Source organism: Kitasatospora sp. NPDC088742 (assembly GCF_055584905.1).
Genome location: NZ_JBVJLD010000033.1, coordinates 43,827 through 68,929 on the forward strand (window position 1 = coordinate 43,827; position 25,103 = coordinate 68,929).

Annotated in this window: 22 protein-coding genes; 18 read left to right on the forward strand and 4 right to left on the reverse strand. The window is 73.1% G+C overall.

Annotation, left to right across the window (positions count from 1 at the left end; genetic code table 11):
* The first annotated feature begins 34 nt into the window (after nucleotides 1-34).
* Genes alr through tsaE form a run of 3 tightly spaced genes read left to right on the forward strand, consistent with a single transcriptional unit; the run spans nucleotide 35 to nucleotide 2,786 of the window.
* On the forward strand, nucleotides 35-1,216 hold the full coding sequence (alr, locus tag ACZ6ZR_RS24465; RefSeq protein ID WP_465645588.1) for an alanine racemase: 1,182 nt from the start codon (nucleotides 35-37) through the stop codon (nucleotides 1,214-1,216).
* Nucleotides 1,213-2,295 (forward strand): alpha/beta fold hydrolase, encoded by a 1,083-nt coding sequence (locus ACZ6ZR_RS24470; RefSeq protein WP_465645590.1) that lies wholly within the window; start codon nucleotides 1,213-1,215, stop codon nucleotides 2,293-2,295. Before alr ends, ACZ6ZR_RS24470 begins: the two co-directional genes overlap by 4 nt.
* Nucleotides 2,296-2,327: 32 nt before the next feature.
* Complete coding sequence (gene tsaE, locus ACZ6ZR_RS24475; protein ID WP_465645669.1) at nucleotides 2,328-2,786, forward strand: tRNA (adenosine(37)-N6)-threonylcarbamoyltransferase complex ATPase subunit type 1 TsaE; 459 nt, start codon at nucleotides 2,328-2,330, stop codon at nucleotides 2,784-2,786.
* 246 nt (nucleotides 2,787-3,032) lie between these two features.
* Here the strand turns inward: tsaE and ACZ6ZR_RS24480 are convergent, their stop codons facing one another.
* On the reverse strand, nucleotides 3,033-3,602 hold the full coding sequence (locus ACZ6ZR_RS24480; protein ID WP_465645592.1) for a hypothetical protein: 570 nt from the start codon (nucleotides 3,600-3,602) through the stop codon (nucleotides 3,033-3,035).
* Nucleotides 3,603-3,751: 149 nt separating this feature from the next.
* Here ACZ6ZR_RS24480 and tsaB point away from each other — a divergent pair, with 149 nt between their 5' ends.
* From tsaB to ACZ6ZR_RS24500, 4 genes are read left to right on the forward strand one after another with little or no spacing between them, the layout of a single operon-like run.
* Nucleotides 3,752-4,399 carry a tRNA (adenosine(37)-N6)-threonylcarbamoyltransferase complex dimerization subunit type 1 TsaB gene (tsaB, locus tag ACZ6ZR_RS24485; RefSeq protein ID WP_465645594.1) on the forward strand — a complete coding sequence of 216 codons (648 nt, stop codon included), beginning with the start codon at nucleotides 3,752-3,754 and terminating at the stop codon, nucleotides 4,397-4,399.
* On the forward strand, nucleotides 4,396-4,872 hold the full coding sequence (rimI, locus tag ACZ6ZR_RS24490; protein ID WP_465645596.1) for a ribosomal protein S18-alanine N-acetyltransferase: 477 nt from the start codon (nucleotides 4,396-4,398) through the stop codon (nucleotides 4,870-4,872). The genes tsaB and rimI overlap by 4 nt, the downstream gene beginning before the upstream one ends.
* Nucleotides 4,865-5,944 (forward strand): tRNA (adenosine(37)-N6)-threonylcarbamoyltransferase complex transferase subunit TsaD, encoded by a 1,080-nt coding sequence (gene tsaD / locus ACZ6ZR_RS24495; protein ID WP_465645598.1) that lies wholly within the window; start codon nucleotides 4,865-4,867, stop codon nucleotides 5,942-5,944. The genes rimI and tsaD overlap by 8 nt, the downstream gene beginning before the upstream one ends.
* A gap of 53 nt (nucleotides 5,945-5,997) precedes the next feature.
* The gene (locus ACZ6ZR_RS24500; protein WP_465645600.1) at nucleotides 5,998-6,861 is read left to right on the forward strand and encodes a polysaccharide deacetylase family protein; all 864 of its coding nucleotides are present in this window, start codon (nucleotides 5,998-6,000) and stop codon (nucleotides 6,859-6,861) included.
* On the opposite strand, the gene ACZ6ZR_RS24505 is transcribed toward ACZ6ZR_RS24500, so the two are convergent.
* On the reverse strand, nucleotides 6,837-8,024 hold the full coding sequence (locus ACZ6ZR_RS24505; protein WP_465645602.1) for a class I SAM-dependent methyltransferase: 1,188 nt from the start codon (nucleotides 8,022-8,024) through the stop codon (nucleotides 6,837-6,839). The genes ACZ6ZR_RS24500 and ACZ6ZR_RS24505 overlap by 25 nt on opposite strands.
* Before the next feature lie 397 nt (nucleotides 8,025-8,421).
* Here ACZ6ZR_RS24505 and groES point away from each other — a divergent pair, with 397 nt between their 5' ends.
* The 3 genes from groES to ACZ6ZR_RS24520 all read left to right on the forward strand — a co-directional run bounded on the left by groES (nucleotide 8,422) and on the right by ACZ6ZR_RS24520 (nucleotide 11,774).
* The gene (groES, locus tag ACZ6ZR_RS24510; protein ID WP_057231242.1) at nucleotides 8,422-8,727 is read left to right on the forward strand and encodes a co-chaperone GroES; all 306 of its coding nucleotides are present in this window, start codon (nucleotides 8,422-8,424) and stop codon (nucleotides 8,725-8,727) included.
* A gap of 96 nt (nucleotides 8,728-8,823) precedes the next feature.
* Nucleotides 8,824-10,446: a chaperonin GroEL gene (groL, locus tag ACZ6ZR_RS24515; protein ID WP_465645605.1), complete on the forward strand. Its 1,623-nt coding sequence runs from the start codon at nucleotides 8,824-8,826 to the stop codon at nucleotides 10,444-10,446.
* A 326-nt stretch (nucleotides 10,447-10,772) separates the two neighbouring features.
* Nucleotides 10,773-11,774, forward strand: a complete 1,002-nt coding sequence (locus ACZ6ZR_RS24520) for a LysR family transcriptional regulator (RefSeq protein WP_465645607.1) — start codon at nucleotides 10,773-10,775, stop codon at nucleotides 11,772-11,774.
* A gap of 72 nt (nucleotides 11,775-11,846) precedes the next feature.
* Here the strand turns inward: ACZ6ZR_RS24520 and ACZ6ZR_RS24525 are convergent, their stop codons facing one another.
* Nucleotides 11,847-12,173 carry a WhiB family transcriptional regulator gene (locus ACZ6ZR_RS24525; protein ID WP_345286160.1) on the reverse strand — a complete coding sequence of 109 codons (327 nt, stop codon included), beginning with the start codon at nucleotides 12,171-12,173 and terminating at the stop codon, nucleotides 11,847-11,849.
* Nucleotides 12,174-12,710: 537 nt separating this feature from the next.
* Between ACZ6ZR_RS24525 and ACZ6ZR_RS24530 the strand changes: the two genes are divergently transcribed.
* The 5 genes from ACZ6ZR_RS24530 (at nucleotide 12,711) to ACZ6ZR_RS24550 (ending at nucleotide 19,067) form a co-directional block, all read left to right on the forward strand.
* Nucleotides 12,711-13,322 carry a response regulator transcription factor gene (locus ACZ6ZR_RS24530; protein WP_014136228.1) on the forward strand — a complete coding sequence of 204 codons (612 nt, stop codon included), beginning with the start codon at nucleotides 12,711-12,713 and terminating at the stop codon, nucleotides 13,320-13,322.
* 188 nt (nucleotides 13,323-13,510) lie between these two features.
* Entirely contained in the window at nucleotides 13,511-14,161 is a 651-nt protein-coding gene (shbA, locus tag ACZ6ZR_RS24535) for an RNA polymerase sigma factor ShbA (RefSeq protein ID WP_465645609.1), read from the forward strand.
* Between the two features lie 265 nt (nucleotides 14,162-14,426).
* On the forward strand, nucleotides 14,427-15,929 hold the full coding sequence (gene guaB, locus ACZ6ZR_RS24540) for an IMP dehydrogenase (RefSeq protein ID WP_465645671.1): 1,503 nt from the start codon (nucleotides 14,427-14,429) through the stop codon (nucleotides 15,927-15,929).
* Between the two features lie 143 nt (nucleotides 15,930-16,072).
* Nucleotides 16,073-17,194, forward strand: coding sequence for a GuaB3 family IMP dehydrogenase-related protein (locus ACZ6ZR_RS24545; RefSeq protein ID WP_465645611.1), 1,122 nt, complete (start codon nucleotides 16,073-16,075; stop codon nucleotides 17,192-17,194).
* 247 nt (nucleotides 17,195-17,441) lie between these two features.
* Nucleotides 17,442-19,067, forward strand: a complete 1,626-nt coding sequence (locus ACZ6ZR_RS24550) for a serine/threonine-protein kinase (protein WP_465645613.1) — start codon at nucleotides 17,442-17,444, stop codon at nucleotides 19,065-19,067.
* Here the strand turns inward: ACZ6ZR_RS24550 and ACZ6ZR_RS24555 are convergent.
* Entirely contained in the window at nucleotides 19,040-20,524 is a 1,485-nt protein-coding gene (locus ACZ6ZR_RS24555; RefSeq protein ID WP_465645615.1) for a phytoene desaturase family protein, read from the reverse strand. The genes ACZ6ZR_RS24550 and ACZ6ZR_RS24555 overlap by 28 nt on opposite strands.
* A gap of 209 nt (nucleotides 20,525-20,733) precedes the next feature.
* Between ACZ6ZR_RS24555 and ACZ6ZR_RS24560 the strand changes: the two genes are divergently transcribed.
* The 3 genes from ACZ6ZR_RS24560 (at nucleotide 20,734) to ACZ6ZR_RS24570 (ending at nucleotide 25,071) form a co-directional block, all read left to right on the forward strand.
* Nucleotides 20,734-21,768: a protein kinase gene (locus tag ACZ6ZR_RS24560; RefSeq protein WP_465645617.1), complete on the forward strand. Its 1,035-nt coding sequence runs from the start codon at nucleotides 20,734-20,736 to the stop codon at nucleotides 21,766-21,768.
* Nucleotides 21,769-21,823: 55 nt separating this feature from the next.
* Entirely contained in the window at nucleotides 21,824-23,377 is a 1,554-nt protein-coding gene (locus ACZ6ZR_RS24565) for a serine/threonine-protein kinase (RefSeq protein ID WP_465645619.1), read from the forward strand.
* 74 nt (nucleotides 23,378-23,451) lie between these two features.
* Nucleotides 23,452-25,071: a succinic semialdehyde dehydrogenase gene (locus tag ACZ6ZR_RS24570; protein WP_465645621.1), complete on the forward strand. Its 1,620-nt coding sequence runs from the start codon at nucleotides 23,452-23,454 to the stop codon at nucleotides 25,069-25,071.
* Nucleotides 25,072-25,103 lie beyond the last annotated feature (32 nt).

A 25,103-nucleotide genomic window follows, 5' to 3' on the forward strand; every position in this document is an offset into this window, starting at 1 on the left:
GGGGCGCCGGGGCGGGATGGGAGACTGGTACGCGATGACGACTGCGAACACGACCGGGACGGCCCTGCTCACCGAGGGGGTCCGCGCCGAGGCGACCATCGACCTGGCCGCTCTGCGCGGGAACCTCGACGCCCTGCGCGCCCGGACCGACGGCCCCGAGCTGATGGCCGTGGTGAAGGCGGACGCCTACGGCCACGGTGCGGTGCGCTGCGCCCGCGAGGCGGTCGCGGCCGGCACCCGGTGGCTGGGCACGGCCACCCCGGAGGAGGCGTTGGCGCTGCGGGCGGCGGGGATCTCCGCCGCTCAGGCCCGCATCCTGTGCTGGCTGTGGATCCCCGGCGGCCCGTGGGCCGAGGCGCTCCGGGCCGACCTCGACATCTCGGTGAGCGGCCTGTGGGCGATGGACGAGCTGTTGGCCGCCGTCCGTGAGACCGGCCTCCAGGCCCGGGTGCACCTCAAGGCCGACACCGGCCTGGGCCGCAACGGCTGCCAGCCGCACGACTGGCCGGACCTGGTGGCCACCGCCCGCCGGGCCGAGGCCGAGGGGATGCTGAAGGTCGTCGGGATCTGGTCGCACTTCGCCGCCGCAGACGAGCCCGGCCACCCTTCGATCCGGCTCCAGCAGGACGCCTTCGCCCAGGCCCTGGCGCACGCCGAGCGGGCCGGGCTGCGCCCCGAGGTGCGGCACCTGGCCAACTCCCCGGCCACCCTGCTGCTGCCCGAGTCGCACTACGACCTGGTCCGGCCCGGCCTGGCGATGTACGGGCTCTCGCCGGTGCCCGAGGTGGGCTCGCCGTCCGACTTCGGGCTGCGGCCGGTGATGGCGCTGACCGCGCGGCTGGCCCTGGTGAAGGAGGTGCCGGGCGGACACGGCGTCAGCTACGGCCACCACTACACCACTCCGGGCCCGTCCACCCTGGGCCTGGTGCCGGTCGGCTACGCGGACGGCATCCCCCGGCATGCCAGCGGCACCGGCCCGGTCCAGGTCAACGGCAAGTGGTACTCGGTGGCCGGCCGGGTGGCGATGGACCAGTTCGTGATCGACCTCGGCGGCGACCACGCCCGGGCCGGCGACGAGGTGCTGGTGTTCGGCAACGGCGAGCACGGCGAGCCGACCGCCGAGGACTGGGGCCGGGCCTGCGGCACCATCGCGTACGAGATCATCACCCGGATCGGCGCCCGGGTGCCGCGCCGCTACCTGGGGGCGTCGGCGTGACGGAGGTGAAGGGGGTGGGCCGGACGGCGGGGCTGATCGGCATCTCGGTCGGCCTGCTGGCCGCCGGGGCGGCCGCCGGCGTCGCGGTCGAGCGGCTCACCGTCGGCCGGGCCACCCGGCGCCGGGCCCGCGAGGAGCTGGACGCCGCGGCCCCGTACGGCTCGCTGCGCGGGCGGACGGTGCCGGTGACGGCGGCCGACGGCACCGTGCTGCACGTCGAGGTGGACGGCGACGAGAGCGCCCCGCTGACCGTGGTGTTCAGCCACGGCTACTGCCTGAGCCAGGACAGCTGGCACTTCCAGCGGGCCGCGCTGCGTGACCGCGCCCGGCTGGTCTTCTGGGACCAGCGCAGCCACGGTCGCTCCGAGCGCTCCCGCTCGTACCTGGAGGGCGAGCCGGCGAGCATCGACCAGCTGGGCGAGGACCTGAAGGCGGTGCTGGACGCCGTCGTGCCCGAGGGCCCGGTGGTGCTGGTCGGGCACTCGATGGGCGGCATGACGGTGATGGCACTGGCCGACCGGCACCCGGAGTTGTTCGGCCCCCGGGTGGTGGGCGTCGCCCTGGTCGGCACGCTGGCCAGCGGCTGGGACGAGGTGACCCTCGGGCTGCCCGCCTTCGGCTCCAAGCTGGTCAAGCGGATGGCGCCCGGCGTGGTGAAGCTGCTGGGCCGTCAGGCCGCGCTGGTGGAGGCCACCCGGCGGGCCGGCTCCGAACTCACGGCGGTGTTCTACCGGCGGTACTCCTTCGGCACCAAGGACGTGGACCTGGGCGTGGTCCGCTTCGCCGAGCAGCTGCTGGAGGCCACCCACTTCGACGTGGTCGCCGAGTTCTACCCGGCCTTCAGCGGCATGGACAAGGTGGCCGCCCTGCGGGCGATGGCCGGCCTGCCGGTGCTGGTGCTGGCCGGGACGAAGGACCTGCTGACGCCGGCCGAGTACAGCGAGGCCATCGCGGCCGAACTGCCCGGCTGCGAACTGGTCCTGGTGCCGGACGCCGGGCACCTGGTGATGCTGGAGCGGCCCGACCTGGTGAACCGTCAGCTGGCGGACCTGCTGGCCGCCGTCGGAGAGAAGGAGTGACCTCGGTGATCACGGTGGACACGCCGGAGCGGATGAACCGCCTCGGCAAGGCGCTGGCCGGACTGCTGCGCCCCGGCGACCTGGTGATGCTCTCGGGCGAGCTCGGCGCGGGCAAGACCACCCTCACCCGCGGCCTGGGCGAGGGCCTCGGCGTGCGCGGTGCGGTCACCTCGCCGACCTTCGTGATCGCCCGGGTGCACCCGCCGCTGGCCGGCGGCCCGGCCCTGGTGCACGTGGACGCCTACCGGCTGGGCGGCGGTCTGGACGAGATGGAGGACCTCGACCTGGACGTCTCGCTGCCCGAGTCGGTCGTGGTGGTCGAGTGGGGTGAGGGCAAGGTCGAGCAGTTGACGGACGACCGCCTGGAGGTCCGGATCGAACGGGCGATCGGCGCGGACGCGGTGGACGACTCCGACCCGCGGCAGGTCCGGCTGACCGGGATCGGCGAACGCTGGGCCGGGGTGGACCTGGCGGTGCTGGCCGAGGTCTGACCGCGCGTCGTTTGCCGACGGGCTGTCGGCAAGCGGTTGTGGGCGGGTGCGCCGGTGTGGTGGGATGACCTTGGCAGTTAGGTGTGCCTAACCAGGGAGACACATCATGACGAGCACCACGCCCACCACTCCGCAGACGCCCAGCCCGATGCGGGCGCTGCTCGCCGCGTGCGCGGCCGCGAGGGCGGTCTCGACGCCGCCCCCGCCGCAGCCCGTCGACCGCTGACCGCTGATCCTGAGTGGCCGTCAGGGGATGACGACGACCTTCGTCCCGTTGGGGGCGAAGTCCCAGAGGCTCTGGCTGTCCGCCCGGCTCGAACGGATGCCGCCGGTCTTGGTCTTCGGATCGGCCGGCGGCGCGGGCACCGCCGCCGAGTCCATGGCCGCGCTGAAGCCGAACACCACGCCGTTCTGCTGGGCGAACCGCACCACGTGCTCGATCTGGGCGCCGTCGGTGCCGGTACCGGCGGCCGTCCGGCTGTAGACGGTGTAGCTGCCCGGCGTCGGCTCGGCCGTGCCCGGCGTGACGGCGAAGGCCGCCTGCAGGGGGGTCGGCTTCTTGGGGTCGACCAGCCAGACCCAGTGGGTGCCGGCCGAGTAGACGACGCGGCGGCCGGTGCCCGAACTGGCCGGCAGCGGCGGGACGGTGACGGTCGGTGAGGCGGACGGGCTCGGCGCGGCCGAACTCGCCGGAGCGGACGGCTTCGCCACCGGCACCGTCCGGGAGGCCGCCCCGTTCGCCTGGAACGCCAGCAGCCCGACGGCCGCCAACGCCGCCACGGTCAGACCGGTGACCACCACTCCAGGACGCGACACGTCGGCTCCCGCCAGGCTCGAGGTTTTCTGACTACCTGGCCATCGTGCCAGTTCCTGCGGAGCACGACGGTCAGGCAACGCGGCGAGCTTGCGCCCCTGAACGCCCTCCGGGCGTTCGTGTGCTCGCGGGAGCCCTTAACCTTGGGGGCGTGCTGCTGCTTGCCTTCGACACCGCGACCCCTGCCGTCACCGCTGCCGTCCACGACGGGGAGCGGGTTCTCGCCGAGGCCCACCAGGTGGATGCCCGGCGGCACGGGGAGTTGCTGCTGCCGTCGATCGACCGGGTGCTGCGGGACGCGGGGGTCGACAAGAGCGCGCTCACCGCGATCGCCGTCGGCGTCGGCCCCGGCCCGTACACCGGACTGCGGGTCGGCCTGGTGACCGCCGCGACGCTCGGGCACGCGCTGGGCCTGCCGGTGTACGGCGTCTGCACGCTCGACGCGCTCGCGCACCAGGCCGAGAACGACGGAGCCCCCTTCACGGTGGCCACCGACGCCCGCCGCAAGGAGGTCTACTGGGCCTCGTACGACGGCGGGAAGCGCCGCACGGAGGGCCCGGAGGTCGGCCGCCCGGCCGATCTGACGCCGCACCAGGTGTCGTTCGGCGCCGGTGCGCTGCTCTACCCCGACACCTTCCCGGACGCCGTCGCGCCGGAGCACGTCTCGGCCGGCGCGCTCGCCGACTTCGCGGTGCGGGAGCTGGCGGCCGGCCGCGAGCTGCTGCCGAACGTCCCGCTGTACCTGCGCCGTCCGGACGCCCAGGTGCCGGCAGGCTACAAGGCGGTGCTCCCGGCATGAGCGTGCGGCTGCGGCCGATGCGCTGGTGGGACATCGAGCCGGTGATCGCGCTGGAGCAGGAGCTCTTCCCGGAGGACGCCTGGTCGCGCGGCATGTTCTGGTCCGAGCTGGCCGACACCGGCCCGGAGGGCACCCGGCACTACACGGTGGCGGAGCTGGACGGCGCGTTGGTCGGCTACGCCGGGCTGATGGCGATCGGCGTCGAGGGCGACGTGCAGACCATCGCGGTGGCCCCGGGCCACCAGGGCATGGGGCTGGGTGCCCGGCTGCTCACCGACCTGATCGACGAGTCGGCCCGCCGGGGCTGCACCGAACTGCTGCTGGAGGTGCGGGTGGACAACCTCGGCGCCCAGCGGCTGTACGAGCGGTACGGCTTCGAGCCGGTCGGCATCCGGCGCGGCTACTACCAACCCGCCAACGTGGACGCGCTCGTGATGCGCCTCGACAACCCGAAAGAGCGGCAGCATGGCTGACGAACCGTTGGTCCTCGGCATCGAGACCTCCTGCGACGAGACCGGCGTCGGCATCGTCCGGGGCACCACCCTGCTGGCCGACGCGGTCGCCTCCAGCGTCAACGACCACGCCCGCTTCGGCGGCGTGGTGCCGGAGATCGCCAGCCGGGCGCACCTGGAGGCGATGGTCCCGACCATCCAGCGCGCGCTGGACACCGCCGGGATCAAGGGCTCCGACCTGGACGGCATCGCCGTCACCGCCGGGCCCGGCCTGGCCGGTGCGCTGCTGGTCGGCGTCTCGGCCGCGAAGGCCTTCGCCTGGGCGCTGGACAAGCCGCTGTACGGGGTGAACCACCTGGCCTCGCACATCTGCGTGGACCAGCTGGAGCACGGCCGGCTGCCGCAGCCCACCATGGCGCTGCTGGTCTCCGGCGGGCACTCCTCGCTGCTGCTCAGCGAGGACATCACCACCGACGTCCGCCCGCTGGGCGCGACCATCGACGACGCGGCCGGAGAGGCCTTCGACAAGGTGGCCCGGGTGCTCGGCCTGGGCTTCCCCGGCGGGCCGGTGGTGGACCGGATGGCCCGCGAGGGCGACCCGAAGGCGATCAGGTTCCCGCGCGGACTGAGCGGCCCGAAGGACCCGGAGTTCGACTTCTCGTTCTCCGGCCTGAAGACCGCGGTGGCCCGCTGGGTGGAGGCCAAGCGCCGGGCCGGCGAGGAGGTGCCGGTGGCCGACGTGGCCGCGTCCTTCCAGGAGGCGGTCACCGACGTGCTGACCCGCAAGGCGGTCAAGGCCTGCAAGGCCCAGGGCGTCGACCACCTGATGATCGGCGGCGGCGTGGCGGCCAACTCGCGGCTGCGCGAGATGGCCCAGCAGCGCTGCGACAAGGCCGGCATCGTGCTCCGGGTGCCGCGCCCGGGCCTGTGCACCGACAACGGCGCGATGGTCGCCGCGCTCGGCGCCGAGATGGTCTGGCGCAACCGGGCCCCCTCCTCGCTCGGCCTCTCGGCGGACTCCTCGCTGCCCGTGACCGAGGTCTCCGTGCCGCACACCGATCTGCACGCGGCGGCGCACGAAGCGCTGCGCTGACCCCGGTAGTGTTCCTGGGAGTTCGCTGAGAGCGCACGACGACGGGGAGCACGGTGAAGAGGACGTACGGGGTGGCGGTGTCGGCGCTGCTGCTGGTGGCCGGTTGCGGCAGCGGGACGACGACGTCACCCACTCCCGCGCCGCCGGCTCCGAGCAGCTCCGCGCCGCAGGTGAAGGAGGGTCAGCCGGCCGCGGGCGGCAGCCCGGTGGCCTCCTCCGACGCCTGGGCCAAGTGGGGGATCAAGCCGTTGCCCGCCGCCCCGCCGGCCCCGGCCGACAAGCCGGTGAAGCTGACCGCGAGCGGCCCGGTGCCGGTCTTCTCCGAGGTGCCGACCAAGGACAAGGTCGTCTTCGTGACGATCGACGACGGTGCCGAGAAGGACCCGAAGTTCGTCGAGATGATCAAGGACCTCAAGGTCCCGGTCTCGATGTTCCTGACCCGGGACATCGTCAAGGACGACTACGGCTACTTCAAGCCGCTCCAGGCGCTCGGCAACCAGATCCACAACCACACCACGGACCACGCCCAGCTGAGCAAGGTCTCGGCGGAGAAGCAGAAGTCCGAGGTCTGCGACGCGCAGGCCGCGCTGACCCAGCAGTACGGCAAGGCCCCGCTGCTGTTCCGCCCGCCGTACGGGGACGGCGCGCACACCCCGCAGCTCAACACCTCGGTGCAGCAGTGCGGGCCGCGCGCGATCGTGCTCTGGCGCGAGTCGATGCAGATCCACGACATGCAGTACCAGGCCGCCGACAAGAAGCTGAAGCCCGGCGACATCGTGCTCGCGCACTTCCGGGGCCCGAAGGACCTCAAGGGCGAGACGATGACCGAGATGTTCGCCGAGATGCTGCGCCGGATCCAGGAGCAGGGCTTCGCGGTGGCCCGGCTGGAGGACTACATCGCGGCTCCGGCGGGCTGACCGAGCATCATGAGCGGGCCGTCGTCGGTCCGGGCCAGGATCACGGTGACCTCGTTCGGGCCGCTGGGCTTGAGCTGCTTGCGGAGCTCCTCGGGGGTGACGGAGAGGCCGCGCTTCTTGATGACCACGGTGCCGACCTGACGCTCCTTCAGCAGGGCCTTGAGCTTCTTCACGTTGTAGGGCAGCACGTCGCTGAGCTCGTAGGCGTGGGCGTACGGGGTGGCCACCAGGCGGTCCGAGGTGAGGTAGGCGATCTTGGGGTCGATCAGCCGGCCCTCGACCTGTTCGGCGACCTCGGCCACCTGGTGGGCCCGGATCACCGCGCCGTCCGGCTCGTAGAGGTACCGGCCGACCGGGCCGGGCGCCGGGTCGGGGAGGTGACCGCCCGTCAGGGTGTGCGGGCCGGGGAGCAGGGTGGCCCGGTGCGGGGCCGTTGCCTCGGTGCCGAACCAGAGGACGGCCTCCTTGACCTCGCCGTGGTCCGACACCCACTCCGCCTCGGCGCCCTCCGGCACCAGCTCGTGCGGGATGCCCGGGGCCACCTTGAGCGCCCCGAACGGGGTGCGGCGGGCGGCCTCGACCGCCCAGGAGAGCGGCGGCGAGTACGCCTCCGGATCGAACACCCGGCCCCGGGCGGTCCGGCGCGCCGGGTCGGTGAAGACCGCGTCGTAGCCGGTGACGTCGACCTCGGTGACGTCCGCCTCACGGACCTCGATGAGATCGGTGAGGTTCAGGGCGGCGGCGTTGGCGGTGGCGACGGCGCAGGTCAGCGGGTCGCGGTCGACGGCCAGGACGTGCACCCCGGCCCGGGCGAGCGCGATCGCGTCGCCGCCGATCCCGCAGCAGAGGTCCGCGAGGCGGCGGACGCCGAGGGCCGCGAAGCGGGACGCCCGCCACTCGGCGACGCTGCGGCGGGTGGCTTGTTCGACTCCGTCGGGGGTGAAGTACATGGCGTCGGCGTCGGGGCCGAACTTCGCGCGGGCGCGTTGGCGCAGGTGCGCCTGCGCCAACGCGGCGGTCACCAGTTCGGCGGGGTGCTCCTTCCGCAGCCGGGTGGCCAGCGCCAGCTCCTCGCCGGGCTTGAACTCCCGCAACTCGGCCAGCAGGGCCTGGCCCTGATCGGTCAACAGGGCCTTGAACGCGTCGATCTCCACGGAGGCCATTCTCGCGGGTCCGACGGGGTGGGCACGCCTGCGGCGCTGGGGGAAGGTGGTCACCCCGGGGGCGCGGGGAACTGCGCGGGGCGGGAGGCGATGACCCGTGTGCCGGGGGCGGGCCTGCACTTGTAAGTGGTTGTCCGTACCCGGAAGACGGGTCGGGGCCTTCCGATTCGCGCAGTTCCCCGCGCCCCGGTCGGCCCTTCGGGCCTCCGTAGCGCCACGCGCGGCGTTGGCACTCTGGTTGACTGAGTGCTAACAGCGGCCTATGGTCGTTCCTGGCACTCCCCACCGGGTGAGTGCTAACGCGATGGACTCGTGTCCGACCCCCGCGACGGCGGACGCGTGCACATCGCCACCTACCTGAAGAACAACCCCGTAATCTCCGAAGGGGAGCTCGGACGTGACCGCCAGCAGCAAGGTTGCCATCAAGCCGCTCGAGGACCGCATTGTGGTCCAGCCGCTCGACGCCGAGACCACCACGGCCTCCGGCCTGGTTATCCCGGACACCGCCAAGGAGAAGCCCCAGGAGGGCGTCGTCCTGGCCGTCGGCCCGGGTCGCTTCGAGGATGGCCAGCGCCTTCCCCTCGATGTCGCGGTCGGCGACATCGTCCTGTACTCGAAGTACGGCGGCACCGAGGTGAAGTACCAGGGCGAGGAGTACCTCGTCCTCTCGGCCCGCGACGTTCTCGCCATCATCGAGAAGTAAGTCGTTCCAGCCCGCCCCGGTCACTCGTCGTCAGACGGCGGCCGGGGCGCGGTTGTTGGCTCCCGTAGTCAGTAGATCCCCAGAGGAAACGGAACCATGGCGAAGATCCTGCAGTTCGACGAGGACGCCCGCCGCTCGCTCGAGCGCGGTGTCAACAAGCTGGCCGACACGGTGAAGGTGACCATCGGCCCCAAGGGCCGCAACGTCGTCATCGACAAGAAGTTCGGCGCGCCGACCATCACCAACGACGGTGTCACCATCGCCCGTGAGGTCGAGCTGGACGACCCGTACGAGAACCTCGGCGCCCAGCTGGTCAAGGAGGTGGCCACCAAGACCAACGACGTCGCCGGTGACGGCACCACCACCGCCACCGTGCTCGCCCAGGCCCTGGTCAACGAGGGTCTCCGGAACGTCGCCGCCGGCGCCGGTCCGGCCGCCCTGAAGAAGGGCATCGACAAGGCCGTCGCCGCCGTCTCGGCGCACCTGCTCTCCGTCGCCCGCGAGATCGAGGGCAAGGAGGACGTGGCCGCCGTCGCGTCCCTGTCCGCCCAGGACCAGCAGGTCGGCGACCTGATCGCCGAGGCGATCGACAAGGTCGGCAAGGACGGTGTCATCACCGTCGAGGAGTCGAACACCTTCGGCGTGGAGCTGGACTTCACCGAGGGCATGCAGTTCGACAAGGGCTACCTGTCGCCGTACTTCGTCACCGACGCGGAGCGTCAGGAGGCGGTCCTCGAGGACCCGTACATCCTGATCAACCAGGGCAAGATCTCCTCCATCCAGGAGCTGCTCCCGCTGCTGGAGAAGATCCTTCAGGGCGGCGCCTCCAAGCCGCTGCTGATCATCGCCGAGGACGTGGACGGCGAGGCGCTCTCCACCCTGGTGGTCAACAAGATCCGCGGCACCTTCAACGCCGTCGCGGTGAAGGCTCCCGGCTTCGGCGACCGCCGCAAGGCGATCCTCGGTGACCTGGCCACCCTGACCGGTGCCACCGTCATCTCCGAGGAGGTCGGCCTCAAGCTCGACCAGGCCGGCGTCGAGGTGCTCGGCACCGCCCGCCGCGTCACCATCACCAAGGACGAGACCACGGTCGTCGACGGGGCCGGCGACGCCGACGCCGTCGCGGGCCGCGTCGCCCAGATCAAGGCCGAGATCGCCAACACCGACTCGGACTGGGACCGCGAGAAGCTGCAGGAGCGCCTGGCCAAGCTGGCCGGCGGCGTCTGCGTGATCAAGGTCGGCGCTGCCACCGAGGTCGAGCTCAAGGAGCGCAAGCACCGTCTCGAGGACGCCATCTCGGCGACCCGCGCGGCGGTCGAGGAGGGCATCGTCGCCGGTGGCGGCGCTTCCCTCGTGCACGCCCAGAAGGTGCTCGACGGCGGCCTCGGCCTGACCGGCGACGAGGCGACCGGTGTCGCGGTCGTCCGCAAGGCGCTCGCCGAGCCGCTGCGCTGGATCGCCCAGAACGCCGGCCTCGAGGGCTACGTCATCACCCACAAGGTCGCCGAGCTGGAGCCGGGCCACGGCTTCAACGCGGCCACCGGTGAGTACGGCGACCTGCTGAAGGCCGGCGTCATCGACCCGGTCAAGGTCACCCGCTCCGCCCTGGAGAACGCCGCCTCGATCGCGTCGCTGCTCCTCACCACCGAGACCCTCGTGGTGGAGAAGCCGGCCGACGAGGAGCCGGCCGCTCACGGCGGCCACGGCCACTCCCACTGACGCACCGTCAGCCCGACCGGAGGCCCGGTTCCCCCACGCGGGGGAGCCGGGCCTCCGGCGTTGGCCGCCGCCCTCCGGGGCGCCCGTGGAAATTGGTCACACCAGGGGCGCGGGGAACTGCGCGAGTCGGAAGACGCTGACCGGTGTGCCGGGTACGGACAGCCACTTGCCAGTGAGTCTCCGTACCCGGCACACGGGTCTCGTTCTTCCGCAGCGCGCAGTTCCTCGCGCCCCTGACCGCCCTCCGGCCGGCCTGAGGGCGGTCCGAGGGCGACCCGGAGCTGGGTGGTTGGGCGTTTGCCCAAAGGATCGCTTATAACGGAGTCATGATCGAGGCCCGCCACCTGCGCGTCCTGCGCGCCGTCGCCCGAACCGGTTCGTTCTCCGCCGCGGCCCGGGAGCTGGGATGCACCCAGCCTGCCGTCAGCCAGCAGATGAAGGCGCTGGAGAAGTCGGTGGCCACGCCACTGGTGGTGCGCGCCGGCAAGGGGATGCAGCTCAGCGAGGCCGGGCAGGTGCTGCTGAAGCACGCCAACGGGATCCTCTCGGGGCTGTCCGCCGCCGAGGAGGAGGTGGCCGCGATCGCCGGGCTGCGGGCCGGGCGGGTGCGGTTGGTGTCGTTCCCGACGGCGAGTTCCACCCTGGTGCCGCCGGCCGTCGCCCGTCTGCGGGGCGCCCGTCCGGGGGTGCGCGTGTCGCTGGTGGAGGCGGAGCCGCCGGAATCGCTGGCGATGCTGCGCGGGGGCGAGTGCGAGGTGGCGCTGGCGTTCCGGTACCCGGACTCGCAGGGGGTGACCACGGTGCCGGCGCCGCACGTGACGGCCCGTCAGGCGCGGGCCGAGGCGACCTTGGAGGCGGCGGCCAGCCAGGCGGCCAGCGACTGGTCCGACCTGGTGGTGCGGCCGCTGCTGGACGACCCGCTGGTGGGCCTGCTCCCGGCCGGGCACCCGCTGGCGGGCCGGGACGAGAGCAGGCCGGTGGAGCTGGCGGAGCTCGCGGGGGAGCAGTGGATCGCGGGCTGCCCGCAGTGCCGGGGGCATCTGGTGGAGCTCTGCGCGGGTGCGGGCTTCGAGCCGCTGATCGACTTCGCCACCGACGACTACCCGGCGGTGGTCGGTCTGGTGGCGGCCGGGCTGGGGGTGGCGGTGCTGCCGGGGCTGGCCCTGGAGGCGGTCCGGCACGAGGGCGTCGCGGCGGTGCCGGTGCGGGCCGCCTCGGGGGCCCCGGCGGTGCGTCAGGTGGTCGCGCTGACGCTGCCGGACCTGGCCGAGGTGCCGGCCGTCGCGCTCATGCTGGACCAGCTCGCCGGGGCGGCCGCCGCGCGCTGACGGCGGGGGTGCCATGGGGTACTGGGTGGCGAAGAAACGTTTCTGCGGTGGCGCCGAAGGGGTGACGCGCCGTCAGCGCCGGATGGTGGCGGGCATGGTGAGCGGCACCTCGACCAGCCGGTTGCGCGAACGCCCCATCAGCTCCTCGCGTTCGTCCTCGGTCAGGCCGCCCCAGACGCCGTAGGGCTCGCGGACCGCCATCGCGTGCGCCGCGCACTGGGCCCGTACCGGGCAGCGCATGCAGACCTCCTTGGCGCTGGCCTCGCGCGAGCTGCGGGCCGCCCCGCGCTCGCCCTCCGGGTGGAAGAAGAGCGAGCTGTCCACGCCGCGGCAGGCGGCGGAGAGCTGCCAGTCCCAGAGGTCCGCGTTCGGGCCGGGGAGGCGGGAGAAGTCGGCCATGGCACTTGTTCCCTTCATGGAGTGCTGGCGAGGGTCCCGGTCCGGCCGGCGTTCCTGCCCGGTACCGATATGGACACCTGGAAATATGACTTACGGCAACCACTGGGACAAGTCACTCACAGCGGTGCACAACAGTCAATGACCCCACAGAAGCTATAAAAACGGACAAATGAGGGCATGAGGTTTGGCGTGTGTCGGTCTGCCGATCGGGTGGCTCCGGGCGCGCGGAGGCTCGTTCGACGGCGCCGGTGGTGCGCGGCAAGCGCGTGAGCAGCACGAAAGTGCGGCGTGTGCACCGCGATGCGGCTGATCGGTAACGGGTCGGCCACGTACAGTGGTGGAGATGGCCCTGAAAGCCGTAACTCATTCGAGTGACGGTCGTTGGAAGTGCGGAGGCGGTTAGCGGACGCTGGGCGCCGGGAACGAACGCGGGAGACCGCGAGCGACCGGAGTCCTTCGTCATTCGGCCGTGTCGGAGAGATTCGTACCAGCCAGGAGGCTCAACGTGACGCGGATCAGCTGCGGAGGACGACGGTCATGACATCCGTACTCGTCTGCGACGATTCCCCGCTCGCCCGGGAGGCGCTTCGCCGCGCGGTGGCGACGGTCCCCGGGGTCGACCGGGTGACCACGGCGACGAACGGTGAGGAGGTCCTCCGCCGTTGGGTGGCCGACCGCTCCGATCTCGTCCTGATGGATGTCCGGATGCCCGGCCTGGGCGGGGTGGAGACGGTCCGCCGGCTGCTCTCGGCCGACCCGGGCGCGCGCATCATCATGCTCACCGTGGCCGAGGACCTGGACGGGGTCGCGCTCGCGGTCGCCGCCGGGGCGCGCGGCTACCTGCACAAGGACGCCTCGCGCGCCGAGCTGCGGGCCACCGTCACCCAGGCGCTGGCGGACCCGACCTGGCGGCTCGCCCCGCGCCGGCTGCGCAGCCCGGACATGGGCGCCGCACCGACCCTGACGGCCCGTGAGATCCAGGTGCTGGAGGGCATGAGCCACGGGCGGAGCAACGCGGAGATCGGCCGCGAGCTCTTCCTGTCCGAGGACACCGTGAAGACGCACGCCAGGCGCCTGTTCAAGAAGCTCGGCGCCTCGGACCGCGCCCACGCGGTGGCGCTCGGCTTCCGCTGGGGCCTGGTCCGCTGACCGGCCCGCACCGGTCATCGCTCGCTCGGACGTATGACGTCACGGTCCCGAGGCTGCACCATGGAGCAGTGGAGCACCTCGGGGACCAGCGGGCGGAGGCGGGGGCGGTGGGGGAGACGCATAACGTTCCGATGCACAACTCCGGAGGCGGTGCCGCGTTTTCCGTGCCGACCAGGCACCATGGACCGATGCGCGACGACGACGCTCCTCCGGCCGGTGGCCCACCCGGCGCCCCGGCCGAGGCACCGGCCGTCGCGGCGTCGGCGGTCGAGCTGGGCGAACTGGTCGCCGCCGCGGTCCGCGGTGAGGGCCCGGCCATCGAGGCCCTGCTCGCCTACGTCCACCCGCTGGCGCTCCGCTACTGCCGGGGCCGGCTGCTCCGGCTCCCCGGCGGGGCCCGGCACCACGTGGACGACGTGGCCCAGGAGGTCTGCGTCGCGGTGCTCTGCGCGCTCCCCCGGTACAAGGACGAGGGGCGTCCCTTCGAGGCCTTCGTCTACGGGATCGCCGCGCACAAGGTGGCCGACCTCCAGCGGGCCGCGATGCGCGGCCCCGGCGCGACGGTGATCCCGCCGGACGGCCTGCCGGAGCTGCCGGACGACGCGCTCGGCCCCGAGGAGCGGGCGCTGCTCAGCAGTGACGCGGCCTGGGCCAAGGAACTGCTCTCCAACCTGCCGGCCCGTCAGCGCGAGCTGGTGCTGCTGCGGGTGGCCGCCGGACTCTCGGCGGAGGAGACCGGGGAGGTGCTCGGGATGTCGCCGGGCGCCGTCCGGGTGGCCCAGCACCGGGCGCTCAGCCGGCTGCGGGCGCTGGCCGAGCTGGCCGAGGAGAGTTCCTAACGTTCCCTGGAAGGGATCCGCCCCTCGCGGCGTTGTCAAGGGGGCGCGAGTTCGGCATACCGGATGCCAGTACCATGGGGTATCGGCGCCTGGGCAGGTCGCCAAAGTTTCGCGGGTGTGGGCGAGGTTCCCTCGGAGGTTCCTCCAAAACCTCGGGTGTCTTGGCGGTCCTGAGCTAGTGCCGGTTCGAGAGCAGCGTGCTCCCACAGACCCTCAGCGGGGAGCGCGGGATCAGACGACGGCCGCCATGGAAGGTCCCCACATCATGTCCTACAACGCCGCAGGCGTACCCGAGAAGTTCGCGATGCTCGGACTCACCTACGACGACGTCCTGCTGCTGCCCGGTGCCTCGGCCGTCCTGCCCAACGAGGTGGACACCTCCTCGCGGGTCTCCCGCAACGTCCGGGTGAACATCCCGCTGCTCTCGGCCGCGATGGACAAGGTCACCGAGGCCCGGATGGCCATCGCGATGGCCCGTCAGGGCGGCGTCGGCGTGCTGCACCGCAACCTCTCGATCGAGGACCAGGCGAACCAGGTCGACCTGGTGAAGCGCTCCGAGTCCGGCATGGTCACCGACCCGATCACGGTCGGCCCGGAGACCACGCTGGCCGAGGCGGACGCGCTCTGCGCCAAGTTCCGCATCTCCGGTGTGCCGATCGCGGACGAGACGGGCAAGCTGCTCGGCATCGTCACCAACCGCGACATGGCCTTCGAGTCGGACCGCAGCCGCATCGTCCGCGAGATCATGACCCCGATGCCGCTGATCACCGGCAAGGTCGGCATCAGCGGGCCGGACGCGATGGCGCTGCTCCGCCGTCACAAGATCGAGAAGCTCCCGCTGGTCGACGACGAGGGCCGGATCAAGGGCCTCATCACGGTCAAGGACTTCGTCAAGGCCGAGCAGTACCCGAACGCGGCCAAGGACTCGGAGGGCCGGCTGCTGGTCGGCGCGGCGGTCGGCGCCTCGGCCGAGGCCTTCGACCGGGCGCAGGCGCTGGTCGCCGCCGGAGTGGACTTCCTGGTCGTCGACACCTCGCACGGGCACAGCCACAACGCGCTGGCCTGGATCGAGAAGATCAAGTCGGCGGTCGCCGTCGACGTGGTGGGCGGGAACGTCGCGACCCGGGACGGTGCGCAGGCGCTGATCGACGCTGGCGTGGACGGCGTGAAGGTCGGCGTCGGGCCGGGCTCGATCTGCACCACCCGGGTGGTCGCGGGCATCGGCGTGCCGCAGGTGACGGCGATCTACGAGGCGGCGCTGGCCTGCCAGGCGGCCGGCGTGCCGGTGATCGGTGACGGTGGCCTGCAGTACTCCGGTGACATCGGCAAGGCGCTGGCCGCCGGTGCGGACACCGTGATGCTCGGTTCGCTGCTGGCGGGCTGCGAGGAGTCGCCGGGCGAGCTGCTCTTCATCAACGGCAAGCAGTTCAAGTCGTACCGCGGGATGGGCTCGCTGGGTGCGATGCAGTCGCGCGGCCAGGCGAAGTCCTTCTCCAAGGACCGCTACTTCCAGGCCGACGTCTCCTCCGACGAGAAGCTGATCGCCGAGGGCATCGAGGGCCAGGTGCCCTACCGCGGCCCGCTCTCCGCGGTGCTGTTCCAGCTGGTCGGCGGCCTGCGGCAGACCATGGGCTACGTCGGTGCCGCGTCGGTGGCCGAGATGGAGAGCAAGGGCCGCTTCGTCCGGATCACCTCGGCGGGCCTCAAGGAGAGCCACCCGCACGACATCCAGATGACCGTCGAGGCGCCGAACTACCACGGCCGCTGAGGTAGCTGACCGACCAGGTCACGCCAGGGGCGCGGGGAATCCCCGCGCCCCTTGGCGTGTGCCTCCTGGACACATGCGCGTCGGTGCGGCCCGGTACGGGATACTGGGGCGACCAGCAAATGCATGTGCAGGAAGGGCTCGAAGTGACTGAGATCGAGATCGGGCGAGGCAAGCGCGGCCGCAGGGCGTACTCCTTCGACGACATCGCCGTCGTCCCCAGCCGCCGTACCCGCGACCCGAAGGAGGTCTCGATCGCTTGGCAGATCGACGCCTACCGGTTCGAGCTGCCGTTCCTGGCGGCTCCGATGGACAGCGTGGTGTCGCCCGCGCAGGCGATCGCCATCGGTGAGCTGGGCGGTCTCGGGGTGCTGAACCTGGAGGGGCTGTGGACCCGGTACGAGGACCCGCAGCCGCTGCTGGACGAGATCGCGACGATCACGGACGAGGCGGCGGCGACCCGTCGGCTCCAGGAGATCTACGCGGAGCCGATCAAGGCGGAGCTCATCAAGGAGCGGATCAAGCAGGTCCGTGACTCGGGCGTGGTGACGGCCGCGGCGCTGTCGCCGCAGCGGACCGCCGAGTTCTCCAAGGCCGTGGTGGACGCGGGCGTGGACGTGTTCGTGATCCGCGGGACCACGGTCTCGGCGGAGCACGTGTCGGGTGCGGCCGAGCCGCTGAACCTGAAGCAGTTCATCTACGAGCTGGACGTGCCGGTGATCGTCGGTGGCTGCGCCACCTACACCGCCGCGCTGCACCTGATGCGGACCGGCGCGGCCGGCGTGCTGGTGGGCTTCGGCGGCGGCGCCGCGCACACCACCCGGAACGTGCTGGGCATCCAGGTGCCGATGGCGACCGCGGTGGCGGACGTGGCGGCGGCCCGCCGGGACTACATGGACGAGTCCGGCGGCCGGTACGTGCACGTGATCGCCGACGGTGGCGTGGGCTACAGCGGCGACCTGGCGAAGGCGATCGCCTGTGGCGCCGACGCGGTGATGATCGGGGCCGCGCTGGCGCGGGCCACCGACGCTCCGGGCAAGGGCTTCCACTGGGGCATGGAGGCGGTGCACGAGGAGCTGCCGCGCGGCAAGCGCGTCGACCTGGGCACCGTGGGCACCACGGCCGAGATCCTCTCCGGCCCGTCGCACACCCCGGACGGCACCATGAACCTGTTCGGCGCGCTGCGCCGGGCGATGGCCACCACCGGGTACTCGGAGCTCAAGGAGTTCCAGCGCGTCGAGGTGACGGTCAACCCGGCCCAGCGCTGACGGCCCGTCAAGGCCGGAAGGCCCCCGCCCCCTCCGAGGGGGCGGGGGCCTTCCGCTTGCCGGTGGCGCGTCGTCAGGAGACGAAGGGCCGGGTGGGGTCGGAGCCGGAGCAGCGGGTGAGCGGGCGGGGACGGTGGTTTCCGGTCACGGGTCGGGTACGAACGCGGTTGTGGCCGGGGGTGGCTGACACGGAGTCGGGTGGACGCGAGATGATGGGGGCTTGGCTGCCGGACCCTGGGGGACATCGATGACCGAGACCGACGGACGTCTGCTGGGGCGCCGCTACCGGTTGACCGGTGTGCTGGGCCGGGGCGGGATGGGTACGGTCTGGCGGGCCGAGGACGAGATGCTCGGCCGGGTGGTCGCGGTCAAGGAACTCCGGATGCAGGAGGGCGTGGACGAGGCCGACCGGCACCGGCTGATCGCCCGGACGCTGCGGGAGGCCAAGGCCACCGCGCGGATCAGGCACGCCGCGGCGGTGACCGTCTTCGACGTGGTCGAGGAGGACGGCCGGCCGTGGATCGTGATGGAGCTGGTCGGCGGCCGCTCGCTGTCCGAGGTGATCCAGCAGGACGGTCCGCTGGCGCCGGCCCGGGCCGCCGAGATCGCCCTGGAGGTGCTCGGAGTCCTGGTCGAGGCCCATGAGTTGGGCATCATCCACCGGGACGTGAAGCCCTCCAACGTGCTGGTCGACGTCGACGGCCGGGTGGTGCTCACCGACTTCGGCATCGCCAGCGTCGAGGGCGACACCTCGATCACCTCCACCGGGATGCTGGTCGGCGCGCCCTCGTACATATCCCCGGAGCGGGCCAAGGGGCAGAAGCCCGGGCCGCCGGCCGACCTCTGGTCTCTGGGCGGCACGCTGTACGCGATGACCGAGGGCAAGCCGCCGTACGACCGGGGTTCGGCACTGGCTACCCTGACGGCGGTGATGACCGAGGACCTGGAGCCGCCGGTGAACGCCGGGCCGCTGCTGCGGCCGGTGATCGAGGGGCTGCTGGAGAAGGACCCGGCCCGGCGGATGGACGCGGGCCAGGCGCGGGCGATGCTGCGGCGGGTGGCCGCCGTGGCCACCACCCGGGCCGAGGCCACCACGGTGGTGGCGGCACCGGCCGTGCCGTCGGTGGCTCCGGCGGGCGGGGACGCGGCGCGCAAGCGGTGGCTGCTGGTCGCGGCGGCCGTCGCGGTGGTGGCGGCGCTGGTGGTCGGGGCGGTGCTCTGGCCGGAGGGGGAGAAGGACAAGGGGACGCAGAACCCGGCGGCGGTGCCGGTGGCCGGTGGGCAGCTGACGCCCTCGCCCACGCCGCCCGCCCAGGGGCAGAACCAGCAGAACCCGGCGCCGACCTCGACCGTGACGGCCACGGCCACGGTGACGGCCACCGCGACGCAGACGCAGCCGGTCCAGGCCCAGACCCCGGCCACGCAGACGCCGCCGGCGGCCCCGGCCGGGTACCAGAGCCAGAAGGGCACGCAGGGATTCACGGTGTCGGCGCCGGAGGCGCTCAAGTCGCAGGCGGCGAGCTCGACCCAGCAGGCCTTCCGGGCCAACGGGGTCAGCCTGATCGTGGCCTACACGAACACCCCGGGGCCGAGCGCGCTGAAGGTCTGGGAGGAGTCGGACGCGGAGGGGAGCTTCCCGGGGTACAAGAGCCTCGGGGTCCGTCCGGCGCCCTTCCGGTCTTGGAGCAACTCGGCGGACTGGGAGTGGACGTTCGACAAGGACGGCGTCCGGATGCACGCGCTCAACCGGGGCTTCGTGACCGGGAAGTACGGCTACTCGATCTACTGGATCGCTCCGGACGCGGTCTGGAACTCGCCGGAGCAGGTGCAGGCCCGTCAGACGTCCTACGACAGCTTCCAGCCCGCTCCCTGATCCGGCGTCAGCCGGGGCGTGGTGCGGATGCCGAACTCGCGGCGCAGCGCCGAGCAGGCCGCCAGGTAGCCGGGCATGCCGTGCACGCCGGGCCCCGGCGGGGTGGCGGCCGAGCAGAGGTAGACGCCCTTGAGCGGGGTGCGGTACGGGTCCCAGGCGGGGACGGGGCGCAGCAGGGCCTGACGCAGGGTCATGGCGCCGGCCGCGATGTCGCCGCCGACGTAGTTGGGGTTGTACGTCTCCAGGGCGGCGGCGCTGACCGAGCGGCGGTCCACCACGGTCTCCGTGAAGCCGGGGGCGTACTGCTCGATCCGGGCCGTGACCAGCTCGGCCGGGTCGGTGCGGTCGCCGTGCGGGACGTGGGCGTAGGCCCAGAGCGGGCGGTGGCCGTCGGCGGCCACCCGGGTGGGGTCGGCGGCCGACGGGTCCACCACGAGGACGAAGGGGGCGTCGCCGGGGAGGCCCTTGGCGACCTGGGTCTCCTGGTGGAAGACCTGGTGCTGGGTGCCGCCCAGGTGGACGGTGCCGGCCCGGCCGACCAGTGGTTCGGCCCACGGGACCGGGGCGTCGAGCAGGAAGTCCACCTTGGCGGCGCCGGGGCCGTGGCGGAAGCGGCCGAGCGCGCGGCGGTAGGACTGCGGCAGGAGCGGGCCCGCGACGCGGAGGAACTCCTTGGGGCCGAGGTCGAGCAGGACGGCGCGGGCGCCGCGCAGTTCGCGCAGGTCGTCGAGGCGGGCTCCGGTGCGGACCGTGCCGCCGTGCGCGGTCAGGTCGGCGGTCATCGCCTCGGCGATCCGGGCGCTGCCGCCGCGCGGCACCGGCCAGCCGCCGGCGTGGGCGAGGTGACCGAGCATCAGGGCCACCGAGGCGGAGGACGGGGTGGGCATCGGGCCGACCACGTGGGCGGCCACGCCGGCGAGCAGGGCGGCGGCTTCGGGGGTCCTGAACCGGCGGGTGGCGAGGGGGGTGCCGTGGGCCAGGAGGCCGCGGGCGAGGAGCAGCGGGGCGGCCGGGTCGGCGGGGAGGGAGCGCTGACCGGAGAGCATGAAGTCGACCAGGCCCTGACTGTGCCTCAGCAGGGGCTCCATCAGGGCGCGCCAGCGGGGGCCGTCGTCAGGGCCGAGGCGCTCGCAGGTGGCGTCGAGGCTGTGGTGGGCGAGGGCGGCGCGGCGGGTGTCGAGCGGGTGGGCGTAGCTGATCTCCGGGCGGAGGAGTTCGACGCCGCGGGCGGGGAGGTCGAAGGCGCGGAAGAAGGCGGAGGCGGTGGCCATCGGGTGGACGGCGGCGCAGATGTCGTGGAGCACGTCGGGGCGGAAGAGGGGCTCCGTGCGCAGGCCCCCGCCGGGGGTCGGGGCGGCTTCGCGGACCTCGACGTGGAGGCCGGCGCGGGCCAGGGTGAGGGCGGCCGCGAGGCCGTTCGGGCCGCTGCCCACGACGACGACTTCGGCTGTCACCACAGGACGAGCATAGGCAGCTAGGGGACGGCAGCGCGTGCAACTGGTTCGTGTGCCCCGATCCAACTGTGGGCCGCCTTCCGACTCGCGCCCCGCGGCGGAGCCGCAAGTCAGCAGAGCCCCGCGCCCCCGGGGTGACCACCAACCCGCGCCCCCGAGGTACCTCCTTCGGAGGGACCACCGCGTACGCTGGCGGTCTAGGGAGGACACGCATGTACACCCCGGGGGACGTGGTCGGTGGGCGGTACCGGGTGACGGGCCGTCCGATGGGTGGTGCCCTGGGTGCGGTGCTGGGGGACGAGCCGGTGCGGCTGGTGGGGATCGCGCTGCCGGAGGTGCTGGACCAGGAGGACTGGGACCGGCCGCAGCCGTGGGAGGGCTTGGCGGCGCGGGTGGCGGGGGAGCTGGCCGGGGCGCCGTCCGGGGCGAGGCTGCTGCGCGGGTTCGAGGTCTTCGTGGAGGGGCGGCTGCTCTGGGTGGCGGAGGAGGCTCCGTCGGGAAGCGTGCTCTCGGAGTTGACGGAGCGTCCGTGGTCGCCGTACCGGGTGGCGGAGCTGGCGGCTGACCTGGCGCGGGCGTTGGCGGAGCTGCACCGGGGCGGGGTGGTGCACGGGAACGTGACGCCGGAGTCGGTGCTGGTCTGCGAGGACGGCGCGGCGATGCTGGGCGGGTTGTTGCTGGGGGCGGTGCAGGAGGCGTACTGCCGGGAGCTCGGCGGGGTGGTGGAGCGCCGGGTGTACGAGACCAGGGCTGTGCTGCTGGGGGTGCGGGCGGAGCGCTGGGCGCCGTACGGCGGGGCGGCGGGGGACGCCTGGGCGCTGGGGGTGCTGATGCACCGTCTGCTGACCGGCCGGGCGCCGTACCCGGAGCGGGACCTGGGGGAGTTGCTGGCGGCGGTGCGGGACGGGCGGCACGAGGCGCTGGACGGCTGCGGGCCGTTGGCCGGGGTGGTGGGCGGGCTGCTGGCCGGCCGGCTGACGGTGGACCAGGTGCGGCCCTGGCTGGGGGCGTTCCTGGCCGGGGCGCCGGAGCCGTACGACCCGGAGCGGGCCGAGGTGCTGCCGGCCGTGCGGCGGGGCGGGGCGGTGACGGCCCGTCGGCGGGGGCCGGTGGAGCGCCGGCCGGCGGGTGTGGTGGAGCGCAGGCCGCCGAGGGTGTCGCCCGCGCTGCTGGGGCCGCTGTTGGTGGGCGGGGTGCTGGTGCTGATGGTGGTGGCGGTGGCGGCGGTGGCGGCGCTCGGGGGCTGATCTAACCTGTGCAGGTACGGAATTCGAACACCTGGGTACGGGGGGAGCAGTCGCTGTGGACGGGCAGGACGGCCAGCGTCTGCTGGCGGGGAGATACCGGCTCGGGGAGCGGCTCGGCCGGGGCGGCATGGGCACCGTCTGGCGGGCCAGCGACGAGATGCTGGACCGCGAGGTGGCGGTCAAGGAGCTGACGGTCAGCCACCTCCCGGAGGAGGACCTGGAGATCCTCCAGTCCCGGATGAAGCGGGAGGCCCGGGCGGCCGCCCGGATCAAGCACCCGGGCGTGATCACCATCCACGACGTGCTGGAGCAGGACGGCCGGCCGTGGATCGTGATGGAGCTGGTGGACGGGCGTTCGCTGGCCGACGTGATCAGCCAGGACGGGACGCTGTCGCCGCGGGAGGCGGCCGAGGTCGGCTGCCAGGTGCTGGCCGCGCTGCACCGGGGGCACCAACTCGGCGTGCTGCACCGGGACGTGAAGCCGGCCAACGTGCTGCTGGAGCACAACACCGGCCGGGTGGTGCTGCTGGACTTCGGCATCGCCACCTTCGAGGGGTCGACCGAACTGACCCGCCCCGGTGACCTGGTGGGCTCGCCGGACTACCTGGCCCCGGAGCGGGCCCAGGGCGAGCGGCCGGGGCCGGCCTCCGACCTGTGGGGGCTGGGCGCGACGCTGTACGCGGCGGTGGAGGGCGACTCGCCGTTCCGCCGGACCTCGCCGATCACCACGCTGGCCGCCGTGGTCGGAGACCCGCTGCCGGAGCCCCGCCGGGCCGGGGCGCTGGGGCCGGTGCTGGCCGCGCTGATGACCAAGGACCCGGCGGAGCGTCCGGGCGCGGACCAGGCGATGCGGATGCTGGCCGAGGTGCGGGCCGGGCACACCCTGGCGATCAAGCCGCAGGCGCAGGAGCGGCCGCAGGCCGAGCCCACCCAGAACGTGCCGGTGGTGGACCGGGCCGAGTCGGTGGAGCAGCCGGCGGCCCCCGTGGCGCCGGAGCCCGGCACGGTGGTGCTCCCCAAGCCGGGGCGGCGCTGGCCCAGGCTGCTGCTGGCCGGGGTGCTGGTGGCGGTGCTGGCCGGGGCCGGCACCTACGCGATGACCGCCGGCCGGGGCGGCGGCGAGCCCGGGGTGGCCACGCCGACCGTCTCGGTCACCCCGGGGGCGCCCGCGCCCAAGGGCTTCCGCTGGACGGACGACCCGGCCGGCTTCCGCTTCCTGCTGCCCACCTCGGGCAACTGGGAGCGGACGGTGGAGAACAACCAGATCTACTACTCGCCGGACAAGCGCAACCGCTACCTCCAGTTCGCCGTGACGGTCGGTCAGCCGCTGACGCCGACGGCGCACTTCAAGGAGATGGAGGCGACCGTCTCCAAGAGCCTCAAGGAGTACAAGCGGGTCGCCTTCGACGAGGTGGACGTGCAGGGGCACGAGGGCGCGGTCTGGGAGTTCAGCTACCTGGGCAAGGACGGCCGCCGGCACGCCCGGGAGGTGGAGTACCGGGACGACAAGGGCACCTCGTACGCGATCTACGTCTCGTACCCCGACGCCGAGTGGACCGACGCGCAGCGTCTCTACACCACGGTGCTCAACGGTTTCGGGACGGTCTGACCCGCGGCCCTCCTCCGGGGGTTTTCTGTTACCGGCGGGTACACAAGCGGGGACGCAGGCCCTAGGCTGCGCCCATGACGGACACCACGGCAGCCCGAAAGACCACCGGACGCAACCCCGCGGCCCCCGGCTCGGCCCGCACCGTCGCCTCGGCGGTGCCGGCCGCGCTGGTCGCCCGGCTGGCCAAGGGCGTCACCGCCACCGGCGAGCCGGACCTGGTGCACACCACCGCCCCGCTCACCGGCGAGCGCCTCGCCACCCTGCCGCGCTCCACCCCGGCCGACGTCGAGGTGGCCTACCAGCTGGCCCGGCGGGCCCAGAAGACCTGGGCCGCGCTGCCGGTGAGCCACCGGCAGGGCGTGCTGCTGCGCTTCCACGACCTGCTGCTGAAGCGTCAGGACGAGGTGCTCGACCTCATCCAGGCGGAGACCGGCAAGGCCAGGCTGCACGCCTTCGAGGAGGTGCTGGCCGCCGCGCTGGCCGCCCGTCACTACGGCCGCAAGAGCGCCGCCTACCTGCGGGACCGCCGCCGCGGCGGGGCCGTGCCGGTGCTCACCCACACCGTGGAGGCCCGCCGCCCCAAGGGCGTGGTCGGCCAGATCTCGCCGTGGAACTACCCGCTGGAGCTCTCCGTCGGCGACGCGCTGCCCGCCTTCGCGGCCGGCAACGCGGTGGTCAACAAGCCCGACACCCAGACCGCGCTGACCGCCCTGTGGGCCCGCGAGCTGCTGGTCGAGGCCGGGCTGCCGAACGACCTGTGGCAGATCGTCATCGGCGACGGCCCGGTGGTCGGCCCCGAGGTGGTCGCCCACGCGGACTACGTCTCCTTCACCGGCTCCACCCGCACCGGCCGCGACGTGGCCCAGCGGGCCGCCGCCCGGCTGGTCGGCGCCTCGCTCGAACTCGGCGGCAAGAACGCCCTGTTGGTGCTGGAGGACGCCGACCTGGACCGGGCCGCCGAGGGCGCCGTACGGGCCTGCTTCTCCTCCGCCGGGCAGCTCTGCATCTCGATCGAGCGGCTCTACGTGCACCGCTCGGTGGCCGAGGAGTTCCTCGCCCGGTTCACCGCCCGGACGGCCGCGCTGCGGCTCGGCGGCGGCCTGGCCTACGGCGCCGACATGGGCTCGCTGGTCTCCGAGCGGCAGCTGGAGGTCGTCACCCGGCACGTGGAGGAGGCCGTCAAGGCCGGCGCCACCGTGCTGACGGGCGGTCAGGCCCGCCCCGACCTCGGCCCGCTGTTCTTCGAGCCGACCGTCCTGGACGGGGTCACCCGCGAGATGGCGGTCTGCGCGGAGGAGACCTTCGGCCCGGTGGTCTCGGTCTACCGCTTCGACACCGAGGACGAGGCGGTCGAGGCCGCCAACTCCACGTCGTACGGCCTGAACTCGAGCGTCTGGACCAAGGACGCCCGGCGCGGCCGGGCGGTCGCGGCCCGGCTGCACACCGGCACCGTCAACGTGAACGAGGCCTACGCCGCGGCCTACGGCTCGGTCTCCGCCCCGATGGGCGGCATGGGCGACTCGGGCCTGGGCCGCCGGCACGGCTCGGACGGCATCCTGCGCTACACCGAGGCGCAGACCATCTCCACCCAGCGGGTGATGCCGCTCGGCCCGTCCTTCGGGCTCAGCGACGAGAAGTTCGCCGCGCTGTTCACCTCCAGCCTGAAGGCGCTGAAGGCGCTCCGCTTCAAGTAAGCAACTGGTGCTCGCTCCCCGGGAGTTGTGGA

What these genes read in the sequence shown, in the direction of transcription:
- tsaE (WP_465645669.1), top strand. Translation starts at nt 2,328, where the DNA reads ATGAACCGCCTCGGCAAGGCGCTGGCCGGACTGCTGCGCCCCGGCGAC.
- guaB (WP_465645671.1), top strand. Translation starts at nt 14,427, where the DNA reads ATGTCCTACAACGCCGCAGGCGTACCCGAGAAGTTCGCGATGCTCGGA.
- tsaD (WP_465645598.1), top strand. Translation starts at nt 4,865, where the DNA reads ATGGCTGACGAACCGTTGGTCCTCGGCATCGAGACCTCCTGCGACGAG.
- ACZ6ZR_RS24560 (WP_465645617.1), top strand. Translation starts at nt 20,734, where the DNA reads ATGTACACCCCGGGGGACGTGGTCGGTGGGCGGTACCGGGTGACGGGC.
- ACZ6ZR_RS24530 (WP_014136228.1), top strand. Translation starts at nt 12,711, where the DNA reads ATGACATCCGTACTCGTCTGCGACGATTCCCCGCTCGCCCGGGAGGCG.
- ACZ6ZR_RS24520 (WP_465645607.1), top strand. Translation starts at nt 10,773, where the DNA reads ATGATCGAGGCCCGCCACCTGCGCGTCCTGCGCGCCGTCGCCCGAACC.
- ACZ6ZR_RS24525 (WP_345286160.1), bottom strand. Translation starts at nt 12,173, where the DNA reads ATGGCCGACTTCTCCCGCCTCCCCGGCCCGAACGCGGACCTCTGGGAC.
- alr (WP_465645588.1), top strand. Translation starts at nt 35, where the DNA reads ATGACGACTGCGAACACGACCGGGACGGCCCTGCTCACCGAGGGGGTC.
- rimI (WP_465645596.1), top strand. Translation starts at nt 4,396, where the DNA reads ATGAGCGTGCGGCTGCGGCCGATGCGCTGGTGGGACATCGAGCCGGTG.
- shbA (WP_465645609.1), top strand. Translation starts at nt 13,511, where the DNA reads ATGCGCGACGACGACGCTCCTCCGGCCGGTGGCCCACCCGGCGCCCCG.
- ACZ6ZR_RS24570 (WP_465645621.1), top strand. Translation starts at nt 23,452, where the DNA reads ATGACGGACACCACGGCAGCCCGAAAGACCACCGGACGCAACCCCGCG.
- ACZ6ZR_RS24550 (WP_465645613.1), top strand. Translation starts at nt 17,442, where the DNA reads ATGACCGAGACCGACGGACGTCTGCTGGGGCGCCGCTACCGGTTGACC.
- ACZ6ZR_RS24505 (WP_465645602.1), bottom strand. Translation starts at nt 8,024, where the DNA reads ATGGCCTCCGTGGAGATCGACGCGTTCAAGGCCCTGTTGACCGATCAG.
- groL (WP_465645605.1), top strand. Translation starts at nt 8,824, where the DNA reads ATGGCGAAGATCCTGCAGTTCGACGAGGACGCCCGCCGCTCGCTCGAG.